This is a genomic window from Shouchella miscanthi, from assembly GCF_007725405.1.
In the GTDB taxonomy this organism is placed as follows: domain Bacteria; phylum Bacillota; class Bacilli; order Bacillales; family Bacillaceae_D; genus Shouchella; species Shouchella hunanensis.
Map to the genome: position 1 here is coordinate 3,617,706 of NZ_CP042163.1, position 22,830 is coordinate 3,640,535.

Consider the following 22,830-nt stretch of genomic DNA (forward strand, 5'->3'; position numbering starts at 1 on the left):
TTATTTTTGAGTATTAGTACATATCTCATATAAATCTTCTCTATTGAGTATTTTGACACACTCATATCCATTTTCATTAAGAGCTCTTGTCTCATCTGCGACATTCAAATTTGAACAAACCAAATAAACTGAATTTTTATATCCCTCTGTTTTTAAAGTATTGTGAACTTCCCTCATATATTTTAATTTTCGTCTAGCTTTTCGTTTGAAATACCCTCTTCTATGGTTAAGAAATGTTGAAACATCTACTTTGCACTCCATTAACTCAAACTTCGAACCTAAATCAAACACAGAATCGAAATTGTGTTCAGTTTCACCAATATAATTACTATCGTTATCAAAATACAATTTTGATTCTCTGTACTTACTTTTAAAGACATATAAACTTAAAGAGTAGACTATTTCTTCAAGAATGTCCCCTCTAGCATCGTGAAGTTCATTCTCAGATAGATAATATAATTGATCAAGATAATTTTTGAATAGATCTTTTTTGTTGGTAGGTATATCTATCATTTCATCTGAAATTATTATCAATGATTCTAATTCTTCAATACGCTGTACAGTGTCATCAGGGTTTTTGTATGGACTTTTATATCTGTTAAGAATATCTAATAATAATAACAGAAATTCATTATGTTGCTTTATTAGAGTAATCATTTGATTTATCTTATGATCTAGTGGGCATGCTTGCATTTCCTCAAATACTAACTTTCGCATTCGATCAGCTCGTTTTAATTATTTTCTTCAAATATAGGATCATCTTTATGTAATGGCACATATAGAGCTGGATATCCCATTCTAACTGTAGTAGAACTTATCAATTCTCTAGCGTATGGCCAAATATTTATTGGTGCGTTGATTTTTGCAAAATGGCTTAAATATTGGTCTTCAAAATCCTCTTCAATGGGAATATTATAGGTTGCTTTGTAATTAAATTTAATGAGGAAAATATCATTATTATTTTTTTCATCTTCGGCTTTAACTTCAAAAAATAAATTTACAATTAACATGTCTTCCTCACTAATTAAATCTTCAACTCGTGCATGAAAATCAACTGTAAGCCTATCATGATCGTCTACAACATACCTCTTCATTTCTAAATTAAGCAATTCAATATCACGAAACTGAACTACATTAATCAAATTGTCGTAAACACTTTTGTCTAGAGTCATTTAAATCCCCTTCTATGCAGTTTTTACTTTAAATACCTCATCATTATTTGAAACATCACTTGCATAATCAAGATCAAAACTAATATTAATTTTACGAAAAGCCTTTCGTTCACGGTAATCTTGATTTTCAATATCCTTCTTAATTCGCATACTAACTTCTTTAGACCAATTAATTAAACGTTCTAATCTGTCATCGTTTAGTTCAATTTGCACGTGCTTTAAATCAGTAATCTTCAAATATGCTTCAAGCTTAGTAACGATCCTGCCATAAATTGCCGATGTGAAACTTCTATTTTTTATCAATGACTCAGTCTCTTTCAAATCGGCCAACCCATCACTATAAAAATAATCGAGTGCATTTTCTAACAAATTAATTCTTGAATAATGGCTATAAGTTGCATACTCCGATGCTTTTTCTAAACTGTCTTCAACTGATTCTTTTATAGTTAAGAGATATTGAATTAAGACATCTTTTTCATTAAATGCATTATCTACTGGCTTCTTTTCAACTTTAACAGTTGAATAAGCACGATAATCAACAGCACTAAAGACATCTTTCATATAAATACCCTCCCTTTTATCCATCTTCATCCCCCTTTATAATAGCAGTCAAACTTATTTCCATACAAGATATAACTTCTGATATGTATGAAAAATTTTTGACTTATATTCAAATGTTGGATTAAAGCAATTGATTTATACAAAATTTCTATAAAAAATATCGCTCTCCCACATTTAAAGAGAGAAAGGCATAAAAAAATTATAAGAATCACTTGATTTACACAATTTTATCCCCGCCGTAGGTGCTGCACCCCAAATGTTAGAGTAAAAATCTAGCACTTGGGGTGTTTTTTCTATGTCAAAATATAGTGACGAATTTAAACTGAAAATCATTAAAGAATATGTAGATGGATACCTGGGGTATCAATTACTCGCTAAAAAATATAACATCCCTGATACAAAAATCATTCGAAGGTGGGTACGCGCATTTCAAGCGTTTGGCGTAGATGGGATTAAAAGAAAACGTAAAAAGGCAACTTACTCTGTTTCATTTAAACTCGATGTATTACACTATATGGAACGGACTGGCGCCTCGTTCCAAGATACAGCGATTGAATTTGGGTTAACTAACCCACCTTTAATTTCTAATTGGAAAAAGAAGTATAGAGAAAAAGGCGTGGAAGGTCTGAATCAGCCGAAAGGACGACCTCCCATGACGAAAAAGAAAAAACAACTAGTAAAGAAAGAAGAATCACGCGAAAAACAATTAGAAACGGAGATCGAAGAGCTTCGTTTGGAGGTTGCTTATTTAAAAAAGTTGAACGCTTTTCGGGAGAACCCGGACACCTTCCTCGAAAAGCACAAGCAGCGCTGGCATTCGAACTCAAAGAAGAAGGATTCCCATTAAAAAGCGTATTGGCCAAGGTCGGTATACCATCAGCAACTTATCACTATCATATGAACCAATTCAAGAAATCCGACCCAGATCAAAAGTGGAAAGCACTGATTCGTGAACTTTTTCAAGAGCATAAAGGAAGGTATGGCTATCGTCGCATTCATTCAGAATTAAGAAAGAGAGGATACGTCATCAATCATAAAAAAGTTCAGAGGCTTATGAAAGCATTAGGGTTGATGTGTGCAAAGTTTACACGTAAGTCACGGTATCGCTCCTATAAAGGGACGGTCGGGAAGGTAGCCAAAAACCGCTTAAATCGCCGATTTAAGACAAGTATTCGTCTCCAAAAAGTAGTGACGGACGTCACTGAGTTTAAATGTACCGAAGGTCAAAAACTGTATTTCAGTCCGATTATGGACTTGTATAATGGGGAAATCCTTTCGTTTGGGCTAACGAAAAAACCAACGCTCGATTTAGTTTTAAAACCACTTGACCAGGTCATTACGATTATGAAAAAAGATGCTCGATACCGAACAACCATCCACTCGGATCAAGGGTGGCATTATCAACATCAACGATGGGTAAGCACGTTGAAAGAAAACAAGATTTATCAAAGTATGTCTCGTAAAGCGACGTGTGCAGACAATGCGGCTATGGAGAACTTTTTCGGCATCATGAAACAGGAAATGTACTATGGTGAAGTTCTTGTGGACTTTGAGATCTTAAAACAACGAATCAAAGCGTATGTCGAATATTACAATACAAAGCGAATAAAACAAAAATTGGCTGGACTAAGCCCGGTACAATACCGAACTCAGTTTAGCCAATTAACTGCATAAATGAAACTCTAACTATTGGGGGTCACTACCCGTAGCGGGGCTTTTTTTATTTTGAAAGAATGTTTAACAGTTGGTTGTTTTGTCCCGCTGTACCTCGATAATTTTTAATCCCATGCTGTGCCGCCAAATGAGCTCGATTGTTATAAGAGCTATCCATCTTTGCACGGTTCATCCAACTGACAATCCCCTCTCCCGCTCTTACAGCAGGCTTAGAAGGTGCTTTGGTAGAACTACCATTAATAATGGCTTGTACCGCATCATAACGACTACCCAAGGACTTTCTACGGGTATCACCATTGCCATGTAATCCAGCAAGAACTTCGTTAGCTAGTTGCTGATCTGTTTTGCGTGTTGGTGCCGGCGCTACTACACCGTCAAACGCTACATACTTGCTATTAGCGGTAATATACAAGCCGGAAATTAATTGATACATCTTAGATCCATTGACCGTTAATTCACGGGATACGGTAAACGCCTCACCCTTTTTAACAGTAAATGCTCTTGCCGACCAGTCCGGCTTGTCATAAACCCATAGATCCTCTGCAAGTACACGCAATAAAGATTTTCCAACATCGTCAGATTTAGGCTCCGACGGCTTACTAGGGGTTGGTGCGCTTCCACCGGTCGAAGGAACAGCGACACCGTAGTGAGCACAAATCCCACGTAGTAGTGCGTTAGAATAGGCCACGTCAAATGCAGGCGTAAGCATCCACGTTCTGGCTGTTGGATTCGTGAAAAAGTCTGCTTCAGTAAGAATTGAAAGCATATGCTGATAAGATGCACGAAGCACACCGAAATTAGCCCGTTTAACGCCACGGTTCGGTTGTTTAAATTCAGCCACCATTGCAGTTTGAACGGTTTGAGCAATAGACAAAGAAGCTTGGCTGTTAGTATGAATGAACGTTTCTGTTCCTCTTACGGAAGGATCTGCATGTGCATTGGTGTGAATAGATAAGAATAAATCTGCATTAGCATTTACTGCGTTTTGACCTCGTTGCGATAAACTTAAATCGACAGCACTGTCTAGATTACATGAATACATGGTCCGGAAACCCGCTGCCTTTAATTTAGCTGCTAATAACCTAGCTACTCGTCGATTACTTGCATATTCATAAAAGACAGGGTTACTTCCCGCCCTTTTACCTGGCGTGTTCTTCGCGTGCCCTGGATCAATACAAATTAATTTACTCATTATTACTTATCCCCTTTCGTAGTACCTTCTCGTTTTTTGAATGCCAACTCAAATAGACCTGTCGCAGACAAACCAGCAAAACCACCAGCCCATAGACGTAGAATTAAATCAAACTCAGTAAACGGAAACGCTGCTGCACCGATTAATAACCCAATCACTAGGGCAATTAAGGGAATGAGGTTCACAGGCACTTTCGCTGTTTTTTTAACCAACTCAACCAACGCTAGGATAATAGGTGCCAACGCAGTCGCAAAAATAACCACTTCTTGCATATCGTTCATCATGTTCACTCCTTTTCATAATAAAAGCCCTACCGATTCTCACGGAAAGGCTTATTTAAGTCTTTCTGTATCTTTATCTGCATCTGCTCTCATAACCAACAGGCGATCCTTTAGAAATTTAGGAAACGGCACACCAATTTGATTAAGATTTTCAATAATAGACAAACCTTCGTTGGCCAAGTAAAAATAAATCGTTGCTGTAGCCAGGACACCGTTTAAATTCAAGATGAGGTCAATGATAATCGCTAAGATAATGACCATAAATACGCCCATTTTTCTCGCGTATCCGTACCACCCTTTGCGAGACCAGATCGTATTCATTCGGAATGCTTTAACAACGCCGGTGACTATATCGATCAACATTAAAATACATAAAAAATAGAGGTTCGCTTCATTTCCGAGCAAAAACGTTTTTGCCGGCTCAAGCGCCTCTAGGTTAAGAAATACTGAAATTTGATCCATAAACGATTAGTCCTGTTCTGGTGGACTTTCCCCTTCCCCCGGATCATTCAATTCTGATTCATCTTCTCCCGGATCTTCCTCTGTTGGCGGTCCCTCTTCAATCGGCGGCTCTTCCGGCTCTTGTTCAGGGGGATTCAGTTCATCCTCACGACCTAACATACTTGCTACTTGTTGACGACAATGTGCCGGCACCTCTAACAGATCCATTCGACCAAGATCGACCATTGTAAAATAGAAATTATTCATTTGCTTCCCCTCCAATTTGTTCTTTTAACTGGTTAAGCTCTTTTTCAAGATTGCTCAATTTTGTTTCTAATGTTCTGATTTTCCGCTGATCCTGACTTGAATTTGATAAGAGGAATGCCAGCGCATTGCCTAGCTCGTTGCTATCGACTAAGACCGTGGCAAGTGCTTGTCCTAGACCTTCCAAGTCATTTAATGACGTTCCCGCAGCAGTTCCCACATTTTCAAGATCAATTAAAAAAGGAAAGGTTTCCCCTTCCTTTGGCTTGGTATCTATACCTTGAAAATTTAGCAGTTCAATAAAAGCTTTTAATTGCTCCACCTTATTCACCTCCCAATATTCGAAGTGACTTAACTACTTCACCCATTAAAAGATTAATTGCTGATATATCAGAGGTGTTGTCTGTAGTTTGTTTAACAGTAGCGTCATGAGCTGATTTTAGGCTTGTTTGATATGTGACGGATGCTTTATCTACGTTGGTTGTAAACTTGTGCTTGTCTTGAACAAGGTATGTGACAGTGTACTCAGCTTCAGGATCATACTTATCAATGGGCAAGTTCGCATAGCCATATCCTAGTAATTCAATATTAGCTGTTGTTGGTCTTATCATATAAGACCACTCTCTGTCTAAATATCCATCTTTATAGACCGCTAACATTCTAGCTGCTCGATATTTAGTCTTACTCTCCCCATGTGCAATAGTATTAATCTGTATTAATTCACCGTTCTGAGAAACTTGCGGATTAGCTTTCTCTCGGACGATCACACCAGAATCAACTTCAAGTAAATTCTTTCCGCTATGCATATCGATGGAACCTTCGAAAGTGAGAGTATGCTCTAAGGATTTTGCAAGTTCGTATTGTAATTCAAATTCGTTATCTTTTAAATATTCCCTTACTTGATTGTTGCTTGGGAGACTTGTCCAACCAGTTTCAGTATTAGGTATTCGGATCCAAAACCCTGCACCACCTAGTACAAAAGATTTTTTAATATCTGCTGCTTCACCAGTATTCGACTTTTGCGGATATAAATAATTATTACTATCTATCAAAAAATGTTTACCGTTCTGAGAAAAGGGTTTGTTATCTCTTATTTCATCAGTATAGATCTCTACAAAACCTTCACTTCCCTCAAATCTATTTGCCTTAAAATTAAGTGTAGAACCATCTAATCTTAGACGTTTTAACCATTTCTGATGAACATAATCATTGTCTTTTTTATAAATAAGGTCACGAACTGTACCATCTAAACTTGATCCAAGTTTTGCTTGAGTGTATAAAAAGCCTTCATTTTGAGGTTCAAAGACCGAATGTTCACCAATTGTTAGTATCGGATTTTCAAAAACAAATTCTCCAGTTTCTTGACTTCCTACATCTTGAAAAACAATCAGTCGATAGGTATCCGGCCGCGTAACGAAAGTTTCTGTGCTATGAGATCCTGCATACATTAAATCTGTTAGAGCCAAATTATTATTAGCGGAATTTGAAAAAACGCGACCTCTCGCTCTTTCACTACCTGAATAACTAAAAGTATAAGTAGTATTAGGTAATGCAGGAATAATTACGCTTGTTGCATTGTTGGAAGGTGTAGAAGATAGTGTTTTAATTTTATATGGACCGTCTACTTTTGTACTTTCATGAAGTTCCCATTTATAAAAAGGTGGCAACAAGTTCTTCCCCTTTTTCGTGATAACAGGATTTTTAACGTGCTGTACACCGTCGATGTAAGGGTATTGAATTCCCAATTGTTTATTTGTCATTGATAACCCTTTAATATATTCATCATCAGTTATACTATAAATTGCAAAACCATCAACTTCCATTTCAGCACCTGAGTGTCTCGGTTCAATCGATATATGGTAATTTTTGTAGTCTTCATCAGGAACATTTACTAACAAAACTATTGGTTCGTATTCATTGCTTTGATTCCAAATTGATTTAGTGGCAAACGAATCAGTTCTAAAGTAACCAACTCCACCAAAACTCAATGTTCGACTGGAGCTTCCGCGAGCATCTATCCTTATTGCAAGTTTTGAACCTACAGGAAATCTTCTTAAAAAATCATTCTTTGAATACATTTTTGTGATTGAAAATATTGGTGTATCAGCTCTCAACCATTGAGAGTATTTACCGTACTTTCCGTTCTCTCTTACTTGGGCAACTCCAGCTGAAGCAATACCCTCCCTTCTAGTAAAAGTTTCTGATGTCTGCTGTCCATCAGTTGAAGGTTTTATTTTCCCGTCGCCTAACAAGTTAACCATCGTCCTCCCCTCAATCAATACATCTGCAACGCTCGATTGATCAGCTTCAACAATATTTTGACCATGTGTCAGTTTTGCCGTTTGTTGATCCTGAGAAGAAAGAACAGCCCTTATTTCTTCATCACGTTTCATTAGTTCATTTTGACGTTGATTAAACTCGTCCGCATGACCTGGTGTTGCTCCACTTTCATCGTTAGGTCCTTTAAACGGCGTCACCGGTGATAATTCTTTCATGTGGCTTCCTCCTTCCTTTTTTAATACATGTCATCGATTTCAAAAAGAAACTGCATGTCGCCGTCCTTCTTTTTATCAAACATGGTGCGAATCGCCGTTAGCTTCCCTGTCTCGTCCATCAATGCCATTTCGTTAATCGTTCGGCCCGCTAATTCGCTTTCGGATAGAGTAATTGCATAGCGAGTCGTTGCCGGCGCGATAAAAGTGGCACTTTCAATCGTTTTACGCGTCAATTGGTTCTTTAAAGATTGTTCCCGACCGGTTGGTTCAATTGGATTGCCTGCTGCATCCGTACCACCATCACCAAGCACAATATGTGTGTTCTTTGTAATACGAGAGCCATTTGCCCGCGCCCTAGCCATTTGTTCACGTGCATACACCGTTGTTTTTGTTGTACTCATTTTTACACTCCTTTAGATTGCGACCTGTTCTTTTGTCGCACTTAATTTGCGGGATCCGTCTAAGGGTACAGAGCCATCCAATACCCACCAGTCTTTTTTAATCGTAAGCGTCCCTTTACTAATAGTGGGCGTTCGTACGACCGATCGCATCGCAACACCCTGTTTGTGTAGTTGGACATTCTTTTTGTTAAATCCATTAAGAAACCAACTTCCGTCTAATTGTTGTACACCATCTAAATAAATGGGCAGCACATCAAAAAAGCCTACTCGACTTTGAAAGCGGACTTTATCTTCTTCTTTTTTCTCATTAAATGAACTATGTTTAGAGGTAAGTACAATCTTTTGATTCTCTTGTTTTTTGCTTCTAAATGGCACTTTCACACTTAAATGATGTCCAAATAATTGTTGGCCAACTTCCTTTTCAACAGCACCAGATAAGTTCCAGTAACCGTCTAAATTAAAACGGCCATTCAAAACAACCGGTCGATAACCAAAGAAACCAACCGCCGATCTAAAGACAGATTTCTCGGCAGAACCTTTTTGCTCGAATCCTTCAGCATGAGATCGCATGGTTAATCGCTTAGCAAAATCATTTTCGTTTATGTGCTTAGCGGTCAACGCTAATCGATGACCGAATAGCTGTCGCTTGAAACGATTATCATACCCGTCAAGACTAAAAGAACCATCTAAGCTGTAGACACCATCTAAATAGACTGGCAACATACCAAAAAAACCTATACGAGAGCGCAAGGTTTGCATGTGCTTATAATCGTTAATTATTTGTTGATTTATCGATGTACGCAATTTTGCACGCATCTTCTGGTCTATCGATTCCTCAACCTTAAATTTAAGCTGCAGCATGAATTGATAATACTCATGGATTTGTTTTTCGGAGTACCCGTCCAAGTTCCAAGACCCATCGAGTGGGTAGTTACCATCAAGAAACACTTGCTCTATATCATCCCAATAAGGCTGCGCCATACGTAAAAGGAGCCTTTGAGCATAATGATTGGTGCTATCAATCGACTCTTTAAACTCGCCAGTGAATGTGTACGCAAAGTGCGCGGGCTTCATTCGTTCCAGCTGTTGGATGATTTGGCGCTCGTACTGTAGATCATAAGCATTTACCCTAGCAGAAAAATGAGAGCGACCAGGTGTGGTTCTTACGATCGCCGATGGACTTTTTAAATACCGATTTATAGTACGCTCAAGCGTCCTGTAAGTGATGGAAGGAAAGTTGCTCATTTGCGTAATAATTCGCGCACGGCGAACGTTTATATCATCCGTTATATCACGATCGATGTTTAACAATCTTTCCCACCGCTCTAATGCCCAAGTTGCTGTGGGGATGAAATGTTGATCGGTTTGGTCAAAAATAATGTTATTGATTTGCTCTAACTCCGGTGCCTCCGCCCCAATAATCTCCTGCATTTCTCTTAGATCAGAGATAAAACGCGGTAAATAAGCTTTCATTTCCTCCTGTTTACTCATATAACCTCACCTGACCAATACGAGGGATTTCTATTTCATCCAACTGCAAATTGCTTTCCTCACCATCGATTGTGACCTCTGAGTAGTCGAAAATACTCGTCGATCGCTGTAAGATTTGATGAATGGCACTTATACGGATGGAGGCGTCTTCAAAAGCCAGGGTGCGAAATAATTCTCTTATGCCTTGCTGAAGTTCGTTTGTAGCTTCTTCTATGCTTCTTCCGCTTTCCAGCGAAACTCGAGCGCTAATGTCAATATCTCGCCAATCAGCACTTACAACGGTTACTCTGGCACCAATTGGCGCCTCTCCTTCCCCTTGACCCTCAATAGGATCAATAAACCGCTGAACGGCATCGATTAAGGCTTGTGTAGCAGGTTCAATATTCGAATCCGTAATGACAATCTTTACCGTACCTTCTCCTAATGCGAGCGGGAATATTTTTGATTTCCCAACTCCCTCTACGTCTTCCGCCCATGCTTTGTAATGTGCTTTATTGGCACTTACAGCCTCACGCCGTACACGCACCTGATAGCGTTCGAAAAGCTTTTGGTCGTCTTCCTCCTCGGCACCAGGTACGAGTAGATTTGTTAATTGAGCAACAGATAAACCGGGAATCGTTTCAAGTGGTTGTAAATCAATTTCCTTCATTGACGTTGCGTTTCCGATCTCGCCGGCTGTTTCCGCCTGCAATTGATTATTGCCTAACGAGGTAAAATAAAGGTTATGCGTTTCCAAAAAGAATCGAAATCCTGCCGGCACGTTGATATTAAATGCAGTTTGCCATACTGCTCTTGTTGCCGGTTGGCGCTCAATGCCTGACTCAGCCACTCGTTTATCTAAAAATTCACCCATTGCTGTATCCGCAAAGACCAAATCAAAACTGCTCTCTAGCCATACATAAGCTTGTGCTAACTCCGCAGCTGCAGGAGCAAGAGCATTATAAATAACGCTACCCTGCCTCTTATCAATGTTAGGTGGTACACGATCCAACATCCGTTCCATAATGGTCTCAAAATGTTGACCTTGCAACATCGATATTACATCGTTATAGCTTTTATTGGCCAAGCTCTCCATCGTTACCGATCACCTCCTGTACATCAAAAATCCCCTCTACGCATTCGACCGTAAAAGAGATAAAAAACGAATCCCCCCGTTTTTGAACAAACATGTTTGTAACTGCATCGATGCGCTCGTCATAAACAAGAGCTTCTTCGATCACTCGTGGGATTTCCATTTCTTTAAACGCATCGCTTGCAGACTCATCGATTAAAATGTCTCTTAACTCACTGCCTATATCATGATCGTAAACAGGGTAAGCATAACGTTCTGTTCGTAATGATAAAATGACGAATTGTTTAATTGCATCTAAGCCATCATATAACCGGAATATAAACATATTTATTACTCACCTCTTATCAAAACGGCAGATCATCATCTGAAATATCAATGTTGCCCTCGCTATCGTGAAAACTCTGATCGTACCCATAGCTTTGATTGCTTCCCCTATTAAACGGATCATCACTTGATTGTCCGTCGTGTTTTGCTTGGCTAGACTTAGGCTCTAAAAACTGTACCGATTCCGCAACGATTTCAGTTACAAAAACTCTTCTGCCCTCGTTGTTGTCATATGAACGGGTCTGCACTCGACCGTCTACACCGGCAAGGCTCCCTTTTTTCAAGAAATTCGCTACGTTTTCAGCTGGCTTTCTCCATACCACACAATTAATAAAATCAGCTTCCCTTTCCCCTTGTTGATTAGAGAAGGGACGATTGACTGCTAACGTAAAATTCGCTACTGCAACGCCATTTGGCGTAAATTTTAATTCAGGGTCGCGAGTTAAGCGACCGACTAATACAATACGATTTAGCATTACTATCTCCTTTGTTCTTTATGTTGATCCAAAGCCTCGGCAATCAATTCTTGATCCAGCAATGCGTCTCTTAGGATTGCTTTGGTCTTGGCCCTATTAACTGTAAGTTCAATATCTGCATAACTTAGACCTAGAAATTGCTCCGATTGTGAAGTTAACAAAGGATTATCCTTTAACAATTTCGATAAATACATCGCAACTTCTTCAACCGATGGATAATCAAAATCAAGTCGATTATGAAACCTGCGCCACACCGCAGCATCAATCTTGTTACCTAAATTTGTTGCGGCAAATAATAATACTTCATCATTTAAAGCATCTATATTTTGTAACAAAGAATTGACGACACGCCTCATTTCTTCATCAGCCCCACTTCCACCATGGGAATTCCTATCAGCTGCTATAGCGTCAAATTCATCAAGAAACAATATACACGGTTGTTTATTAGCAACATCAAAAACTTTTCGTAGATTTTGCGCTGTCCCCCCAAGTGATGAGTCAACTATTGAATCTAGTCTCACTAACAACAATGGTAAATTTAGTAGTTGCGCTATAAAATGGGCTGTTAATGTTTTTCCTGTTCCAGGTGGACCAAACATTAAGGTATTACTCGGCAATGGTATTTCTGCTTCCCAAAATTGTTCTTTTCTCAAAAATACGGCCACTATTTCATCAACTTGTAATTTTAAGCACTTGGAAAGTGTATAGTTAATTGTTTTTTGCTTTGAATCCTCCGGTACATAAAAATCATATTCATTACTTTCTTGAAGCCTCATAGCCGATTTACTGGATTTCATACGAGAATATCTTGCTAGTTTCTCTTTTATTCTGCTTGCCTTAGACTGATCGCCAACCTTTAAATATTTATCAGCAATCTTTTGTACGTCTACTGCAAATTGTTCGTAGTTATCACGACTAGCACTGTCTATCATTCTTAACAATTCAGGAACTGGGTTAACTACTGCTTTCATTCAACTCACCCTTTAAATCAGATCGGATCATCCGATCAAATTTTTTCATCCAGGCTAATGCTTCTATAGGGCTTGAAACAATGTCATCCTTACCATCAAACTTCACAGTGCATTGGTTGGAACATGGTAAATGAATAATTGTGCCCTCTTGACCATTAGCCATTGTGACAAGTTGGCTACCATTCAGTAGCGTTTCTACGTTCATCCGATCTTCCTCCGCTTTTCTAAGTCGTCCAATTCGTCCATGAAATTCTCATCTTTGTTTGAGTTAGCTAGTTTAGTCAGTGACTTTATTAGATCAATAGGCGTAATAGCTTTTTTGTAACACACTGGACCATAACCCCTACGCATGCTTTCCTTGGCTGTTAATTGTCCTTTGCAACGCTTGCAATGGGTGTGCATCACCTCTGCTTCAATAGCTGCCATTTTTGAGGCCCCTTTCTTGTTTGCGACGTTGACGCTCTGCTAATAGTGCTTTAAGTTCAGCTTGTCCATCGTCGTTAGAGTTTGAATTTGATTCAACGTCACTCGATTTTTGATCTTGTTCCTCGACCATCCATTTGGGCATATCCGCTACGCGTTGATTACGTTTGCCGGCATTGGGCGCTTTCTCCGCTTGCGCTTGTGCTCTCAACCTGTCGTAGTTTCGTTTTAAATCATCCGGCGACAATACTCTCGTTTTCCAAAAGGCGTTTTTTCGTGCAAAAACTATAGCTTCTTGGATATGTATTGCCTCCTTGCCATCGGCTAGCATTATATTAAAATCGCTAGCCCATTTTTGCAGGTCTGGCTTTGTAAAGTCGCTCTGATCTCGCACAATTTGGCGTAGTAATAAATCAGCCAGTTTATACTCATCTGATGACTCATCGTATGCAGCAGAGGGATGCTGGAAAGGAACGATCTTTTTGCTTTGTGCCTCCGCTATTGCTTTTTGCCGGTCAACTTCTCTTTGGTACTCACTGACAATATACTTTTGGCAATATCGGAAACTATTAATGCTAGTCCCTTTACGATTTTCAAAGCATTTAGCCAAAAAGAAGGCTGCTGCATCGTAAGGAACGTGCTCCAAAGTCTCTTGAATCGCTTGTATATCTGCCATACTGATTTGAATACCTTTTGCTCTTAGTTCAATGTAGCGATTTTCAAGACGCTCAAAATCAGAAAGGTGTTCGTCATTATTCACAGCATCAATTTTTTCTTGAATGGAATCTCCGTGAATAATAGTAGTATTAATTTCTTTTTCTTTTAATTTATTTTTATTTATTCTTTTATTTAATATAGAGCCACCTAAAAGTGAACGCACCGTTCTGTTTCGGATACTCAGCGTTCTCTTTTGGAAACACTTCGTTCTGTTTTGGAAACCCTCTTTTTCGTCTTGCGTTTCCATTTGAGAACGCTTCGTTCTGTTTTGTGTACGCTCCGTTCTGTTTTGAGAACGATGTTCAGGAGGGTTGTTCCATTTTTTCGAGTTTAAAACCCTGAATCTGTTCCCTCTTGGTTCAGTTTCCATGGAGATATAGCCCTCATTTTCAAGCGTTTTGCAATGCTTAGATATGGCTGATTTTGCATATCCTAGTTCTTCTCCGATTTCTTCATAACTTTTGGGGTTTCCGTAAAATACATTCCCCACTCTCTGCCCGGTTTCTTCATCTATTGTTTCGTCCGTTATATGGTCAATTAGCCACAAAAACGTCCAAATAGATGCTCCCATTCTTGTCCGATGGTCGGGTGTTAGAAGACCAGAGAAAACACGGAAGTATCGTACAGACATCTTACGTCCTCCTTTAATTGTTTTCTGTCTTCAAACGGCAGATTGCCGAATCTTTATCAAACTCAATTACTTCGTACTCATGATAGTTTTTTCGGAAGTAAGCAGCTGCGAACTTATAATATAAGTCCACAGGTTGCTCGCTCCCTTGTACAAAGCTCCTAAAGACATGAGGTATTGGCAATCTAATTTCCATCACTTGTTGTATCTACGCCATCTAAACGTTTTTTAAGATGGTCGCTTACCTTCTTAATCTCATCTAACGTCCAATGTTTTCGATCAGAAGTGATCTTCAAGTCAAACTGCACAATAGCTTCAAATTCATCAACTGCCATTCCTAGATCGTCCATTAAACTCTTTACCTCTTCCATCGCTTGAAGCCATTCCTTTTTCAACTTCTCTTTTTCCTCTTGGTCGATCACGTTATCTTGATTTTGTGGACGATTTTCTAAACGTTTCAAGTTTGGATCGTCATACTCGAAGCTATATTGCTTCGGCATTTCTTCTTCTGTGACTAATCCATTGATATTAAATTGACGCTTTAATACCAAGACCTCCGCCACTTTTTTAATCATCGCGCTTGGGTAGTTATCCCAAACATTATTTTTACCAGCAGCATTTTTATATTCGTTAAAATCAACTAAGGCTACTGCAGGTTCTCTTCCTTTTTTGCGGCAAATTGCCCACGCACCTGTAATAGCACCACGATCTGAACCGATTTCATGATGAATTTCTTTTGTCATAGGATTAAAGCTAAATTTATCCTTTTGACGTATCTCAAAACTGCTCAATTCTTCATAATCCGGGTCACTCTGCGCCACCTTAACGTAACCGTCTCGCGATGTCATGATGATAGGGTCAACACCTGTATAATCTACCTCGCCACTCGGCAGCCTCTTATAATCCCAATTACCGTTACTATCTTTAATTTTCTTTGCGCGCTTAATGAACCAAATCTCCTTTAAAAAGGGATCGAGTTGGTACCGTTGTGCCAAATGTATAAACATTTCTAGTTCGTCATTTGTAGCACCCTTTGCAACGGTATTACGAATAACCGCTATCTTTTCATCAGTAAACTGTAATAGGCTTGTTCCATTTGTTTTCGCCACTTCATTCTTTAGCTTTTCAGTTTCTTGTAAGTCTGTATCTTGCACATTTGTTTCTTCTATGTTCGCATCTTGTTCGGTCATTACTTACCTCCTGTATTGCAATATTTGGATTAATCGCATATACTGGATTTAACAATTTCGAGTATATGCATGAAGTCGAATCAGCCCGCCAGCTGGTTCGGCTTTTTTATTCTAGCTACCTCATGAAAAAGGTGTATTACATCACGCTCATTAATCTTTAAGCGACGTGCTACCCTTTCAACACCTACTGCCATACCTAAAATTCTGATATGATTCTCCAAGTAAAATAAATAATCATCAGATATGCGCTTATACGCATCTGTGTCTGAACTCCAATAATGCAATGACATTTCAAATACCTCCTATTCTATTTTCAAAGATCGGGTGCTGCTGCCGCAGAGGCTACGTTGGAGAGATAGAGCTTGTCCGAACGTATATAGGAGGGGTTACGTAGCCTCTGCGACAGCAGCCGTCATTTTGACTATTGCCGTCGTAAATTATTTAATGTAAGATTGATTTAGAAAATGTTTTAGTTTGCAACCGAAGCATGAACTGTTACAGCAGTTTGTGCTTCTTTTCTGTTTAATGGACTATTATCTTGTTGAAACTTATGCATTTTTATAAGCATTACATTTGCCAACTGTGCCACTATACGCCATTTAGCTTTACCGGCGGATGATTGGTCAAACGCATAATGTAGCTTTGCTCTTTGAGCCAATGCCTGGTTTATCTGACGCATTCCCATACCATCAAGCCTTACTTCATTCCCCTCGTTAAGAACCTTTACAAGAGTTATCCGAAACAATTTTTTATTACCGCCCTCTAGCTTTTCAATGTATCGCTCCATTGCTTCATAAACGACAGACATTTGAGCTTTGTTAAAATCAATTAATGGTTGTGTTGATAACGATTGTGTTGTCATAGAGTAGCAGCCCTTTCTGCAAAAAATTTACCGCGCTTGATTTCTTCATAATGCGATACGCTGTTAATTAAAATGCCATCGGTTAGTGCTTCTTGAATCCAACCTCTCCGCAACCTTTCGCGATCAAGCCCCCAAGCCATCCTCATGCTCTCAAGCAAGGATTCAGTCGCTTGCTTCATATCTAAAATTTCCTCTGCATTCATATAAAGCTCTTGCTCAAATCGTTCAGCTGCTATATCACCTGGTCTAATTTGAACCGACACATCTAGTAACCTCGTCACCGCTTCAATCGCCTGTGTTGCCTGCCGACGGAAATTAATCAGTTGAGCGAGAACATCTTCTTGTAACAACGGGTTTGTAGCTGGAAGATCTAAGCCCCATATGTGCCTTACTTTAGCCAACGCCGTGTAATCCTTTACGATTTCACACCACTGGATGGCTAGCTCCATCGTCACTTGCGCTGTACCATCTTCAATGCGTGTAAGCCTTGCAACCGTAATGCCCAACTCATCAGCCATGCGCTGTTTGGTGCGGTATTCGGGTTGACATGCCCTTTCTCTTGCGATTCGCAAAATATCCTTTATCTGTGATGCTTTATACAAACGCGTTTGGTGCAATGTGTTCGTCAATTCGTTCGCCTCCGCTTATTCAGTTTTCAAAGATACAATGATTGTAGATGCTCGTCCTTGTTTCTCCTGACAAGACCTGAATGCCGATCTTGCCTAAGTATGATTTAAGAACTTTTCTTGTTCGCTTCTTCTTCCCGTCGCTTCTTAAGTATTCGTGGAACCGATGTTTTCATGAAGAAACGATACAAGTTCATAACAGCTTCCTTTGACGGCTTGCTTGTATCTCGCTCTTCCAAAGGGGATCACCTCCTTTTCATTAAGGTATGTGAGTGGGATAGTGGGACTGACCAAGCAATTTAGGATAAAAATTCATTGTGCATTTTTCACACAATTATTTTCAAAAAAAATCGTCCACTTCAAATTGAATAAATTAGCCAATTTTTTTGCTACTTTAACACTTGGAACTAAACCTAATTCAATTTTTGTATAATAAGAACGGTCAATACCTATAATTTCAGCAACTTTAGCTTGAGTCAGGTTACTTTCCGTTCTCTTTTTAACTAAAATTTGATTAATCACTTAATCACCTCCAATCATTACTTAAGTCAAATTATAAAGTGCAATATTTGCACAGTAAAGTTTTTTTGTGTATTTTTTTCACAAAACTTTATAAAGATTTCTTTCTTCTTTATACTGAAGTCATGTGCATAATAATCACATCTCACATCCTATTAGAAAGTGGGTCTAGAAGCATGTATGGAAGAAGGCTTGCTTCCTTAAGAAAACAAAAAAAGTTGTCTCAAGAAGCTTTAACACAGATATTAGGAATTAATAGGTCAACATATGCTAGATATGAAACAGAAAAAACACAACCTGATTTTGACACACTTCAACAATTAGCTAACTTTTACGATGTAACCATTGACTACTTACTTGGGCGTACCGACAATCCTAACTCTGACATCTCCATCGCTCATGACGGTGGTCCACAATATGAAGATGAAGATGAAAGAGAATTTATTGAACAACAGTTGGAGCAATATCGAAAAATGAAGAAAAGGTTCCAGGAAGAAGTAAAGAGGGATAAGCGCGGATAAATAAGTTAAAAACATTATATTTTTACGGAGTTTTTTTGTTTTATACAAAAGCAAAAAATAATTATATATTTCATTGCAAAGCTTTTCAATAAATGAATCACGCTAACAAAATGTAAAAGTTATTTTACACGTTCACTGGTGCGTCATTGATTTTTAACAAGTTTAAATAATTATGATCTACCTTCACCAAATGAACCTTTTTGGAGAAAAGATCAATTAACTCAATCGTTTAAGTAAATAAATTACGCTGATAAAAGCGTATTTATTTTCTTCAACTTCTAGATCTATTTAACCAAAACCAATTACTTAAAAATATCAACTATATTCCATATTAATTGGGACAAAATGAAACAACTCATAAGTAAAATAAACTAAATTTGGAGGTCTGATTTCTATGTATAAAGATCGGTGGTATTATTCCACATGGCTCATAATGGTATTAGCTTTATTTTCAATTTTTATTGTCCCTGCTATAATCGCAATCATTTTACTGATTTTACAAGTTAAAAATCGTCGCAAAACTAGACAAGGATTAATGAACCTGAAAGTACACGAACAATTTGAAGTTGAACAACACTTGAATAATAAGTATCAAGAGCTTGAGTCCATTTCTTCGGACATTGAACAATTAAAATTAGAAAAAGAAGAATTAGTAAAACAACTTAGCGAAAATCAATATAATCTGTCGTTGACTCAGCAAGAACTCGAAAATACGGAACACACAAAAAAAGAAATAAAAGAGCAATCTTCTAAGATGCATGCTCTAATAGAAAGATTCAATAGTAAGTTGAAGGAATACAAAGAAGAACGCCACAATTATTTGAAAAAGAAAATGGAGTTTAACACCAATAAGACGGAATTTCAAATGCTTCAAGATCAGAAAGACGCTTTACAAGAACAAGTGGTTATATTGGAAGAAGAAGCCCTTTTACAATCTTTTGGTTTTTACGAGCCAAAATATAGTTTTGACACTTCAACTCAATTTAAAGAAGAACTTTCAGCAATTCGAAAACAGCAAAGAGAAATGGTGAAGAACAAGCTTGCAACAAATCAAATGACTGATTTTACATTCAACGGAAGCGTAAAAAAAGGCCAAGCATTTATGAATGAAAGTGCTAAAATGGCCATTAGAGCATTTAACGTAGAATGCGAAAATGCGATTTCAAAAGTCACACTTAGTAATATTCAATCAACCGAAAAGAGAATACATAAGTCTGCTGAATCTATTAAAAAGACTAACAGGCTCTGTGAGATTGAAATATCTCAGGAGTATATTAATTTAAAAATAGAAGAACTATATTTAGCGTTTGAATTTGAGCAGCAGAAGGAAGCTGAACGTGAAGAACAACGTATGATTAAAGAACAGATAAGAGAAGAAGCGAAAGCACAAAAAGAAATCCAAGCTGAGAGAGCCAAGATTGAAAAAGAAGAACAACACTTTAATATTAAAATTAGGAAGCTTCAAGAGAGGCTTGACAAAGAAGAAGCTCAAGAGCTCGTAGATCAAGAAGCGCTGAAAGAAAGAGAAGAACTACTTAAACAAATTAATTCACTTAATGACCAACTACAATCGGTTCAGAAAGATAAAGAGAATGTCTTTGTTAGAGAGAAAAATACTCGTGCAGGTTATGTATATATTATTTCAAACATCGGATCCTTTGGTGATAATATATATAAGATCGGTGTCACAAGAAGATTAGAACCATTTGATCGTGTGAAAGAATTAGGAAGTGCTTCTGTTCCCTTTAACTTCGATGTTCATGCTATGATTTTCAGTAATGATGCGCCTAGACTCGAAAAACAGTTGCATGATGCATTCGTATCTTATAGTGTAAACAAGATGAACACTCGCAAAGAATTTTTTAAAGTTTCGCTTAGTCAAATTGAAAAATTCGTTAATACGCACCATGATAAAACAGTTATTTTCACTAAAATCGCTGAAGCTGCAGAATACCGTCAAAGTTTAGCTCTTGAACAAACGGTTGAGCAATCAGTTTCATAATCAATTACGTTATTTATAAGTTTATACGGAACTTAGAGAAATTTAGCTAAGTTCCTTATTTCAACACAAATAACGAACATATATTCGCTTTTTTTAAAGGAGATCTTCATATGCGCTACACCACAGAGAGAGAAGTAACAATAAGCAACCGAATGAAATTATCGGGTATTCATAGCATTTCTGATCTTTCCATTGAAAACCTTTGTGCGCTTTATAAAATTGACATTAAGTTTCAAGCTAGATCAAGTTATTGTATATACGAAGATGATTACGCCGTTATTTTCATGGATAATAGGTTACCTTTTTATGAACAACGCAGAGTGTTCTTCCACGAGCTAGCGCATTATCTCTTTCATCATGGGAACCAAAGGCATATGCCAAAGTCTATGATGACATTGCAAGAGGAACAAGCGCGCTTTGTCTCTCGCTATATAGCGATGCCGCGTCATATTTTCTTACCTTTAGTTCATGAGCAAAGATCAATCCTAGACCTGCAAGAACTCTTTCAGCTTCCAGAACAGATGATTGTTGACCGCTGTCATTCGATGAAACGGGAGCGTACTCGTTCAATCATTCAAACAAGACTGGAGTATAATCAAGAATTAAATAAACGCAAAAGTTTGCAAGCCGAGAATATATATGATGGTACAAGAGAAATGCTACATCAGTTGGCATCAAAAGTCGGAGAGGAGTCTATTAGCTATGACGTTAGGCGTTTATTATGAAGAAAGAGACGGACAACTGCTACCGATATGGCTGTTATTACCTGTCCAGATGGAAGACGACTATGTGACGTACAATTTAATAGCGCCATTTGAAAGAATTGAAGATTTTCATGATTCCTTATCAGCTGTTACTGTAACGATGAGCACTCTTTCCAAAGGAATTTTCGACCCTTACGATATAACAATTCATGTTCCAACTGTTCAGAAAGAAATTCATTTAGCTGGTTATGACCCGGAACGCATAAATGAAGCAGATTATTTCATTTTACAAATGGCAGACGTTGAGGAAATACTTCAATTGGATGTTAAAAGGCTTTATCAAGGAGGATATCATCCATGAAAGCGGCGATTTATTTAAGAGTTTCAACTGAAGAACAAGCAAAAGAAGGCTTTTCCATTCGCGCTCAACGGGAGCGCTTGGATATGTTTGCCCGTTCACAAGATTGGGATGTAGTCGATTTTTACATAGATGAAGGTCGATCTGCCAAAGACACTGAACGCCCTGAACTGCAGCGTATGCTGGACGATATTGCACACAATCGGATTGAAGTTGTGCTTGTATATAAGCTCGACCGCTTAACGCGCTCTGTTATGGATCTATATCAGCTACTTGCTCAATTTGATAAATATGGCTGCATGTTTAAATCCGCTACTGAAGTCTTTGACACAACCACACCTACAGGGCGATTATTTATAACATTGGTTGCTGCTGTTGCCCAGTGGGAACGAGAGAACTTGGCTGACCGCGTTAAATTTGGTATGGAACAAATGGTCGAGGAAGGACGTTGGCCGGGTGGGCCTGCTCCCTTCGGCTATTCACTAGACAATCATTCAAAGCTCCAAATTGACCAAGAAGAATCAGCTCTGTATCGCTACATCTATGACCTTTACGAAAATTTCAAAGGCGACAATTCGATTTCGATTATTCTTAACCATGAGCTAAAAAAGAAAACGCGCTTGGGCAATACTTTTTCATCTAAAACCGTCCGCGATATTATTAAAAACCCGATTTCGTATGGAGCGCTTCAATGGGGCGGGAAGATTTATGAAGACTTTTGCGAAGGGATTATTACAAAGGAACGCTATGAAAGTATTATGGCTTTACGTGCCGCACGGAGTAATGTTCCTGCGAAGGCAGTCTCATCTACTTACATTTTCACTGGCACAATCAAATGTGGTAGATGTGGTGCACCGTTAAAGGGACGGATGAATAAGACAGCCAAGAATCGCTCATATGCCTATCTCGTTTGTACGAATCAGCGTGAAAAGAAATGTGATTTGCCAATGGTAAGTGAGTTAAATGTCGAAAAGCATTTCTTGACCGAGCTTCAGCTTTTGCTTACAAATCAGTATGACGCGGCAAATGAAATTGCTGCTACTCCAGATAAAGAAGAACAACACTTTCATCAAAAAGTTCAACAAATTAAGAAACAGCTGCATTCAATTAAGGAAAGAAAAAAGAAATGGCAGATGGCGTATGCAGATGATGTGATTTCATTAGAAGAACTGCGCGAGCACACAATTCAAGATCGAAGTCGCCAAGAGGAATTAGAAAATGATCTAGCCAATTTAGGAGAACAAGAAGCTTCACATTCCCCTTTCCAAATCGTAGACATTCTCACAAATTTCTTAGATAACTGGGATCAATTAACACCTATGGAAAAAAAGCAGGCTGTTATGCTATTATTAGATAAATTCGACGTGAACACGGAGAATGGAAAACGCGTATTGCATTCAAAAAGAAATCTTGAAATATCTAATTTTCAATTCAGATAAAAGACATCCTCAAAAGATATAAAATT

General features: G+C 38.3%; 30 protein-coding genes and 1 pseudogene. 7 read left to right on the forward strand and 24 right to left on the reverse strand.

The window, feature by feature from the left end:
- The 3 genes from FPV17_RS18520 to FPV17_RS18530 are packed head-to-tail and all read right to left on the reverse strand — an operon-like array spanning position 1 to position 1,757.
- Positions 1–717 (reverse strand): hypothetical protein, encoded by a 717-nt coding sequence (locus FPV17_RS18520; protein WP_144559889.1) that lies wholly within the window; start codon positions 715–717, stop codon positions 1–3.
- Between the two features lie 14 nt (positions 718–731).
- Positions 732–1,172 (reverse strand): protein-export chaperone SecB, encoded by a 441-nt coding sequence (locus tag FPV17_RS18525; protein ID WP_144559891.1) that lies wholly within the window; start codon positions 1,170–1,172, stop codon positions 732–734.
- A 12-nt stretch (positions 1,173–1,184) separates the two neighbouring features.
- Positions 1,185–1,757 carry a hypothetical protein gene (locus FPV17_RS18530; RefSeq protein WP_144559893.1) on the reverse strand — a complete coding sequence of 191 codons (573 nt, stop codon included), beginning with the start codon at positions 1,755–1,757 and terminating at the stop codon, positions 1,185–1,187.
- 271 nt (positions 1,758–2,028) lie between these two features.
- Here FPV17_RS18530 and FPV17_RS18535 point away from each other — a divergent pair, with 271 nt between their 5' ends.
- Together FPV17_RS18535 and FPV17_RS18540 are read left to right on the forward strand one after the other, a co-directional pair.
- Positions 2,029–2,580, forward strand: a complete 552-nt coding sequence (locus tag FPV17_RS18535) for a helix-turn-helix domain-containing protein (RefSeq protein ID WP_035399113.1) — start codon at positions 2,029–2,031, stop codon at positions 2,578–2,580.
- Positions 2,463–3,407, forward strand: a pseudogene (locus tag FPV17_RS18540) (IS3 family transposase); the annotation flags it as partial. The gene FPV17_RS18535 and the pseudogene FPV17_RS18540, both read left to right, overlap by 118 nt.
- A gap of 46 nt (positions 3,408–3,453) precedes the next feature.
- Here FPV17_RS18540 and FPV17_RS18545 read toward each other — a convergent pair.
- The 21 genes from FPV17_RS18545 to FPV17_RS18640 all read right to left on the reverse strand — a co-directional run bounded on the left by FPV17_RS18545 (position 3,454) and on the right by FPV17_RS18640 (position 17,783).
- On the reverse strand, positions 3,454–4,599 hold the full coding sequence (locus FPV17_RS18545; RefSeq protein ID WP_144559895.1) for an N-acetylmuramoyl-L-alanine amidase: 1,146 nt from the start codon (positions 4,597–4,599) through the stop codon (positions 3,454–3,456).
- Positions 4,600–4,601: 2 nt separating this feature from the next.
- Positions 4,602–4,871 carry a holin gene (locus FPV17_RS18550; protein ID WP_144560535.1) on the reverse strand — a complete coding sequence of 90 codons (270 nt, stop codon included), beginning with the start codon at positions 4,869–4,871 and terminating at the stop codon, positions 4,602–4,604.
- 60 nt (positions 4,872–4,931) lie between these two features.
- Complete coding sequence (locus tag FPV17_RS18555) at positions 4,932–5,342, reverse strand: phage holin family protein (RefSeq protein ID WP_144559897.1); 411 nt, start codon at positions 5,340–5,342, stop codon at positions 4,932–4,934.
- Positions 5,343–5,348: 6 nt separating this feature from the next.
- Positions 5,349–5,588, reverse strand: coding sequence for a hypothetical protein (locus FPV17_RS18560; protein WP_144559899.1), 240 nt, complete (start codon positions 5,586–5,588; stop codon positions 5,349–5,351).
- The gene (locus tag FPV17_RS18565) at positions 5,581–5,907 is read right to left on the reverse strand and encodes a hypothetical protein (protein WP_144559901.1); all 327 of its coding nucleotides are present in this window, start codon (positions 5,905–5,907) and stop codon (positions 5,581–5,583) included. Before FPV17_RS18565 ends, FPV17_RS18560 begins: the two co-directional genes overlap by 8 nt.
- A 1-nt stretch (position 5,908) precedes the next feature.
- Positions 5,909–8,080, reverse strand: coding sequence for a hypothetical protein (locus FPV17_RS18570; protein ID WP_144559903.1), 2,172 nt, complete (start codon positions 8,078–8,080; stop codon positions 5,909–5,911).
- 20 nt (positions 8,081–8,100) lie between these two features.
- Complete coding sequence (locus FPV17_RS18575) at positions 8,101–8,481, reverse strand: phage tail-collar fiber domain-containing protein (protein WP_144559905.1); 381 nt, start codon at positions 8,479–8,481, stop codon at positions 8,101–8,103.
- 12 nt (positions 8,482–8,493) lie between these two features.
- Positions 8,494–9,972, reverse strand: a complete 1,479-nt coding sequence (locus FPV17_RS18580; RefSeq protein WP_144559907.1) for a putative phage tail protein — start codon at positions 9,970–9,972, stop codon at positions 8,494–8,496.
- Positions 9,965–11,005, reverse strand: coding sequence for a baseplate J/gp47 family protein (locus FPV17_RS18585; protein ID WP_144560536.1), 1,041 nt, complete (start codon positions 11,003–11,005; stop codon positions 9,965–9,967). Before FPV17_RS18585 ends, FPV17_RS18580 begins: the two co-directional genes overlap by 8 nt.
- 22 nt (positions 11,006–11,027) lie before the next feature.
- Entirely contained in the window at positions 11,028–11,369 is a 342-nt protein-coding gene (locus tag FPV17_RS18590; protein ID WP_144559909.1) for a DUF2634 domain-containing protein, read from the reverse strand.
- 19 nt (positions 11,370–11,388) lie between these two features.
- Positions 11,389–11,844, reverse strand: a complete 456-nt coding sequence (gene ssb, locus FPV17_RS18595) for a single-stranded DNA-binding protein (RefSeq protein WP_144559910.1) — start codon at positions 11,842–11,844, stop codon at positions 11,389–11,391.
- 2 nt (positions 11,845–11,846) lie between these two features.
- On the reverse strand, positions 11,847–12,815 hold the full coding sequence (locus tag FPV17_RS18600; RefSeq protein WP_144559913.1) for an AAA family ATPase: 969 nt from the start codon (positions 12,813–12,815) through the stop codon (positions 11,847–11,849).
- Entirely contained in the window at positions 12,799–13,020 is a 222-nt protein-coding gene (locus FPV17_RS18605; protein WP_144559915.1) for a hypothetical protein, read from the reverse strand. Before FPV17_RS18605 ends, FPV17_RS18600 begins: the two co-directional genes overlap by 17 nt.
- Entirely contained in the window at positions 13,017–13,241 is a 225-nt protein-coding gene (locus tag FPV17_RS18610) for a DUF6011 domain-containing protein (protein ID WP_144559916.1), read from the reverse strand. Before FPV17_RS18610 ends, FPV17_RS18605 begins: the two co-directional genes overlap by 4 nt.
- Complete coding sequence (locus tag FPV17_RS18615; RefSeq protein ID WP_144559918.1) at positions 13,228–14,586, reverse strand: winged helix-turn-helix domain-containing protein; 1,359 nt, start codon at positions 14,584–14,586, stop codon at positions 13,228–13,230. Before FPV17_RS18615 ends, FPV17_RS18610 begins: the two co-directional genes overlap by 14 nt.
- Before the next feature lie 182 nt (positions 14,587–14,768).
- Complete coding sequence (locus tag FPV17_RS18620; protein WP_144559919.1) at positions 14,769–15,773, reverse strand: RecT family recombinase; 1,005 nt, start codon at positions 15,771–15,773, stop codon at positions 14,769–14,771.
- Positions 15,774–15,853: 80 nt separating this feature from the next.
- Positions 15,854–16,063 (reverse strand): hypothetical protein, encoded by a 210-nt coding sequence (locus FPV17_RS18625; protein ID WP_144559921.1) that lies wholly within the window; start codon positions 16,061–16,063, stop codon positions 15,854–15,856.
- 179 nt (positions 16,064–16,242) lie between these two features.
- Positions 16,243–16,635 carry a hypothetical protein gene (locus FPV17_RS18630; RefSeq protein WP_144559923.1) on the reverse strand — a complete coding sequence of 131 codons (393 nt, stop codon included), beginning with the start codon at positions 16,633–16,635 and terminating at the stop codon, positions 16,243–16,245.
- Positions 16,632–17,264, reverse strand: coding sequence for a hypothetical protein (locus FPV17_RS18635; protein ID WP_144559925.1), 633 nt, complete (start codon positions 17,262–17,264; stop codon positions 16,632–16,634). Before FPV17_RS18635 ends, FPV17_RS18630 begins: the two co-directional genes overlap by 4 nt.
- Positions 17,265–17,368: 104 nt before the next feature.
- The gene (locus FPV17_RS22440; RefSeq protein WP_281284312.1) at positions 17,369–17,500 is read right to left on the reverse strand and encodes a hypothetical protein; all 132 of its coding nucleotides are present in this window, start codon (positions 17,498–17,500) and stop codon (positions 17,369–17,371) included.
- A 73-nt stretch (positions 17,501–17,573) separates the two neighbouring features.
- A complete protein-coding gene (locus tag FPV17_RS18640; protein ID WP_144559927.1) occupies positions 17,574–17,783 on the reverse strand; it encodes a helix-turn-helix domain-containing protein in 210 nt (69 codons plus the stop codon).
- A 173-nt stretch (positions 17,784–17,956) separates the two neighbouring features.
- On the opposite strand from FPV17_RS18640, the gene FPV17_RS18645 reads away from it, so the two are divergent.
- The 5 genes from FPV17_RS18645 to FPV17_RS18665 all read left to right on the forward strand — a co-directional run bounded on the left by FPV17_RS18645 (position 17,957) and on the right by FPV17_RS18665 (position 22,804).
- A complete protein-coding gene (locus tag FPV17_RS18645; protein WP_186370656.1) occupies positions 17,957–18,301 on the forward strand; it encodes a helix-turn-helix domain-containing protein in 345 nt (114 codons plus the stop codon).
- 394 nt (positions 18,302–18,695) lie between these two features.
- On the forward strand, positions 18,696–20,303 hold the full coding sequence (locus tag FPV17_RS18650) for an SNIPE associated domain-containing protein (protein WP_210244248.1): 1,608 nt from the start codon (positions 18,696–18,698) through the stop codon (positions 20,301–20,303).
- A 110-nt stretch (positions 20,304–20,413) separates the two neighbouring features.
- Positions 20,414–21,028, forward strand: a complete 615-nt coding sequence (locus FPV17_RS18655; protein WP_144559931.1) for an ImmA/IrrE family metallo-endopeptidase — start codon at positions 20,414–20,416, stop codon at positions 21,026–21,028.
- On the forward strand, positions 21,006–21,368 hold the full coding sequence (locus FPV17_RS18660) for a hypothetical protein (RefSeq protein ID WP_144559933.1): 363 nt from the start codon (positions 21,006–21,008) through the stop codon (positions 21,366–21,368). The genes FPV17_RS18655 and FPV17_RS18660 overlap by 23 nt, the downstream gene beginning before the upstream one ends.
- Positions 21,365–22,804: a recombinase family protein gene (locus FPV17_RS18665; RefSeq protein ID WP_144559935.1), complete on the forward strand. Its 1,440-nt coding sequence runs from the start codon at positions 21,365–21,367 to the stop codon at positions 22,802–22,804. The genes FPV17_RS18660 and FPV17_RS18665 overlap by 4 nt, the downstream gene beginning before the upstream one ends.
- Positions 22,805–22,830 lie beyond the last annotated feature (26 nt).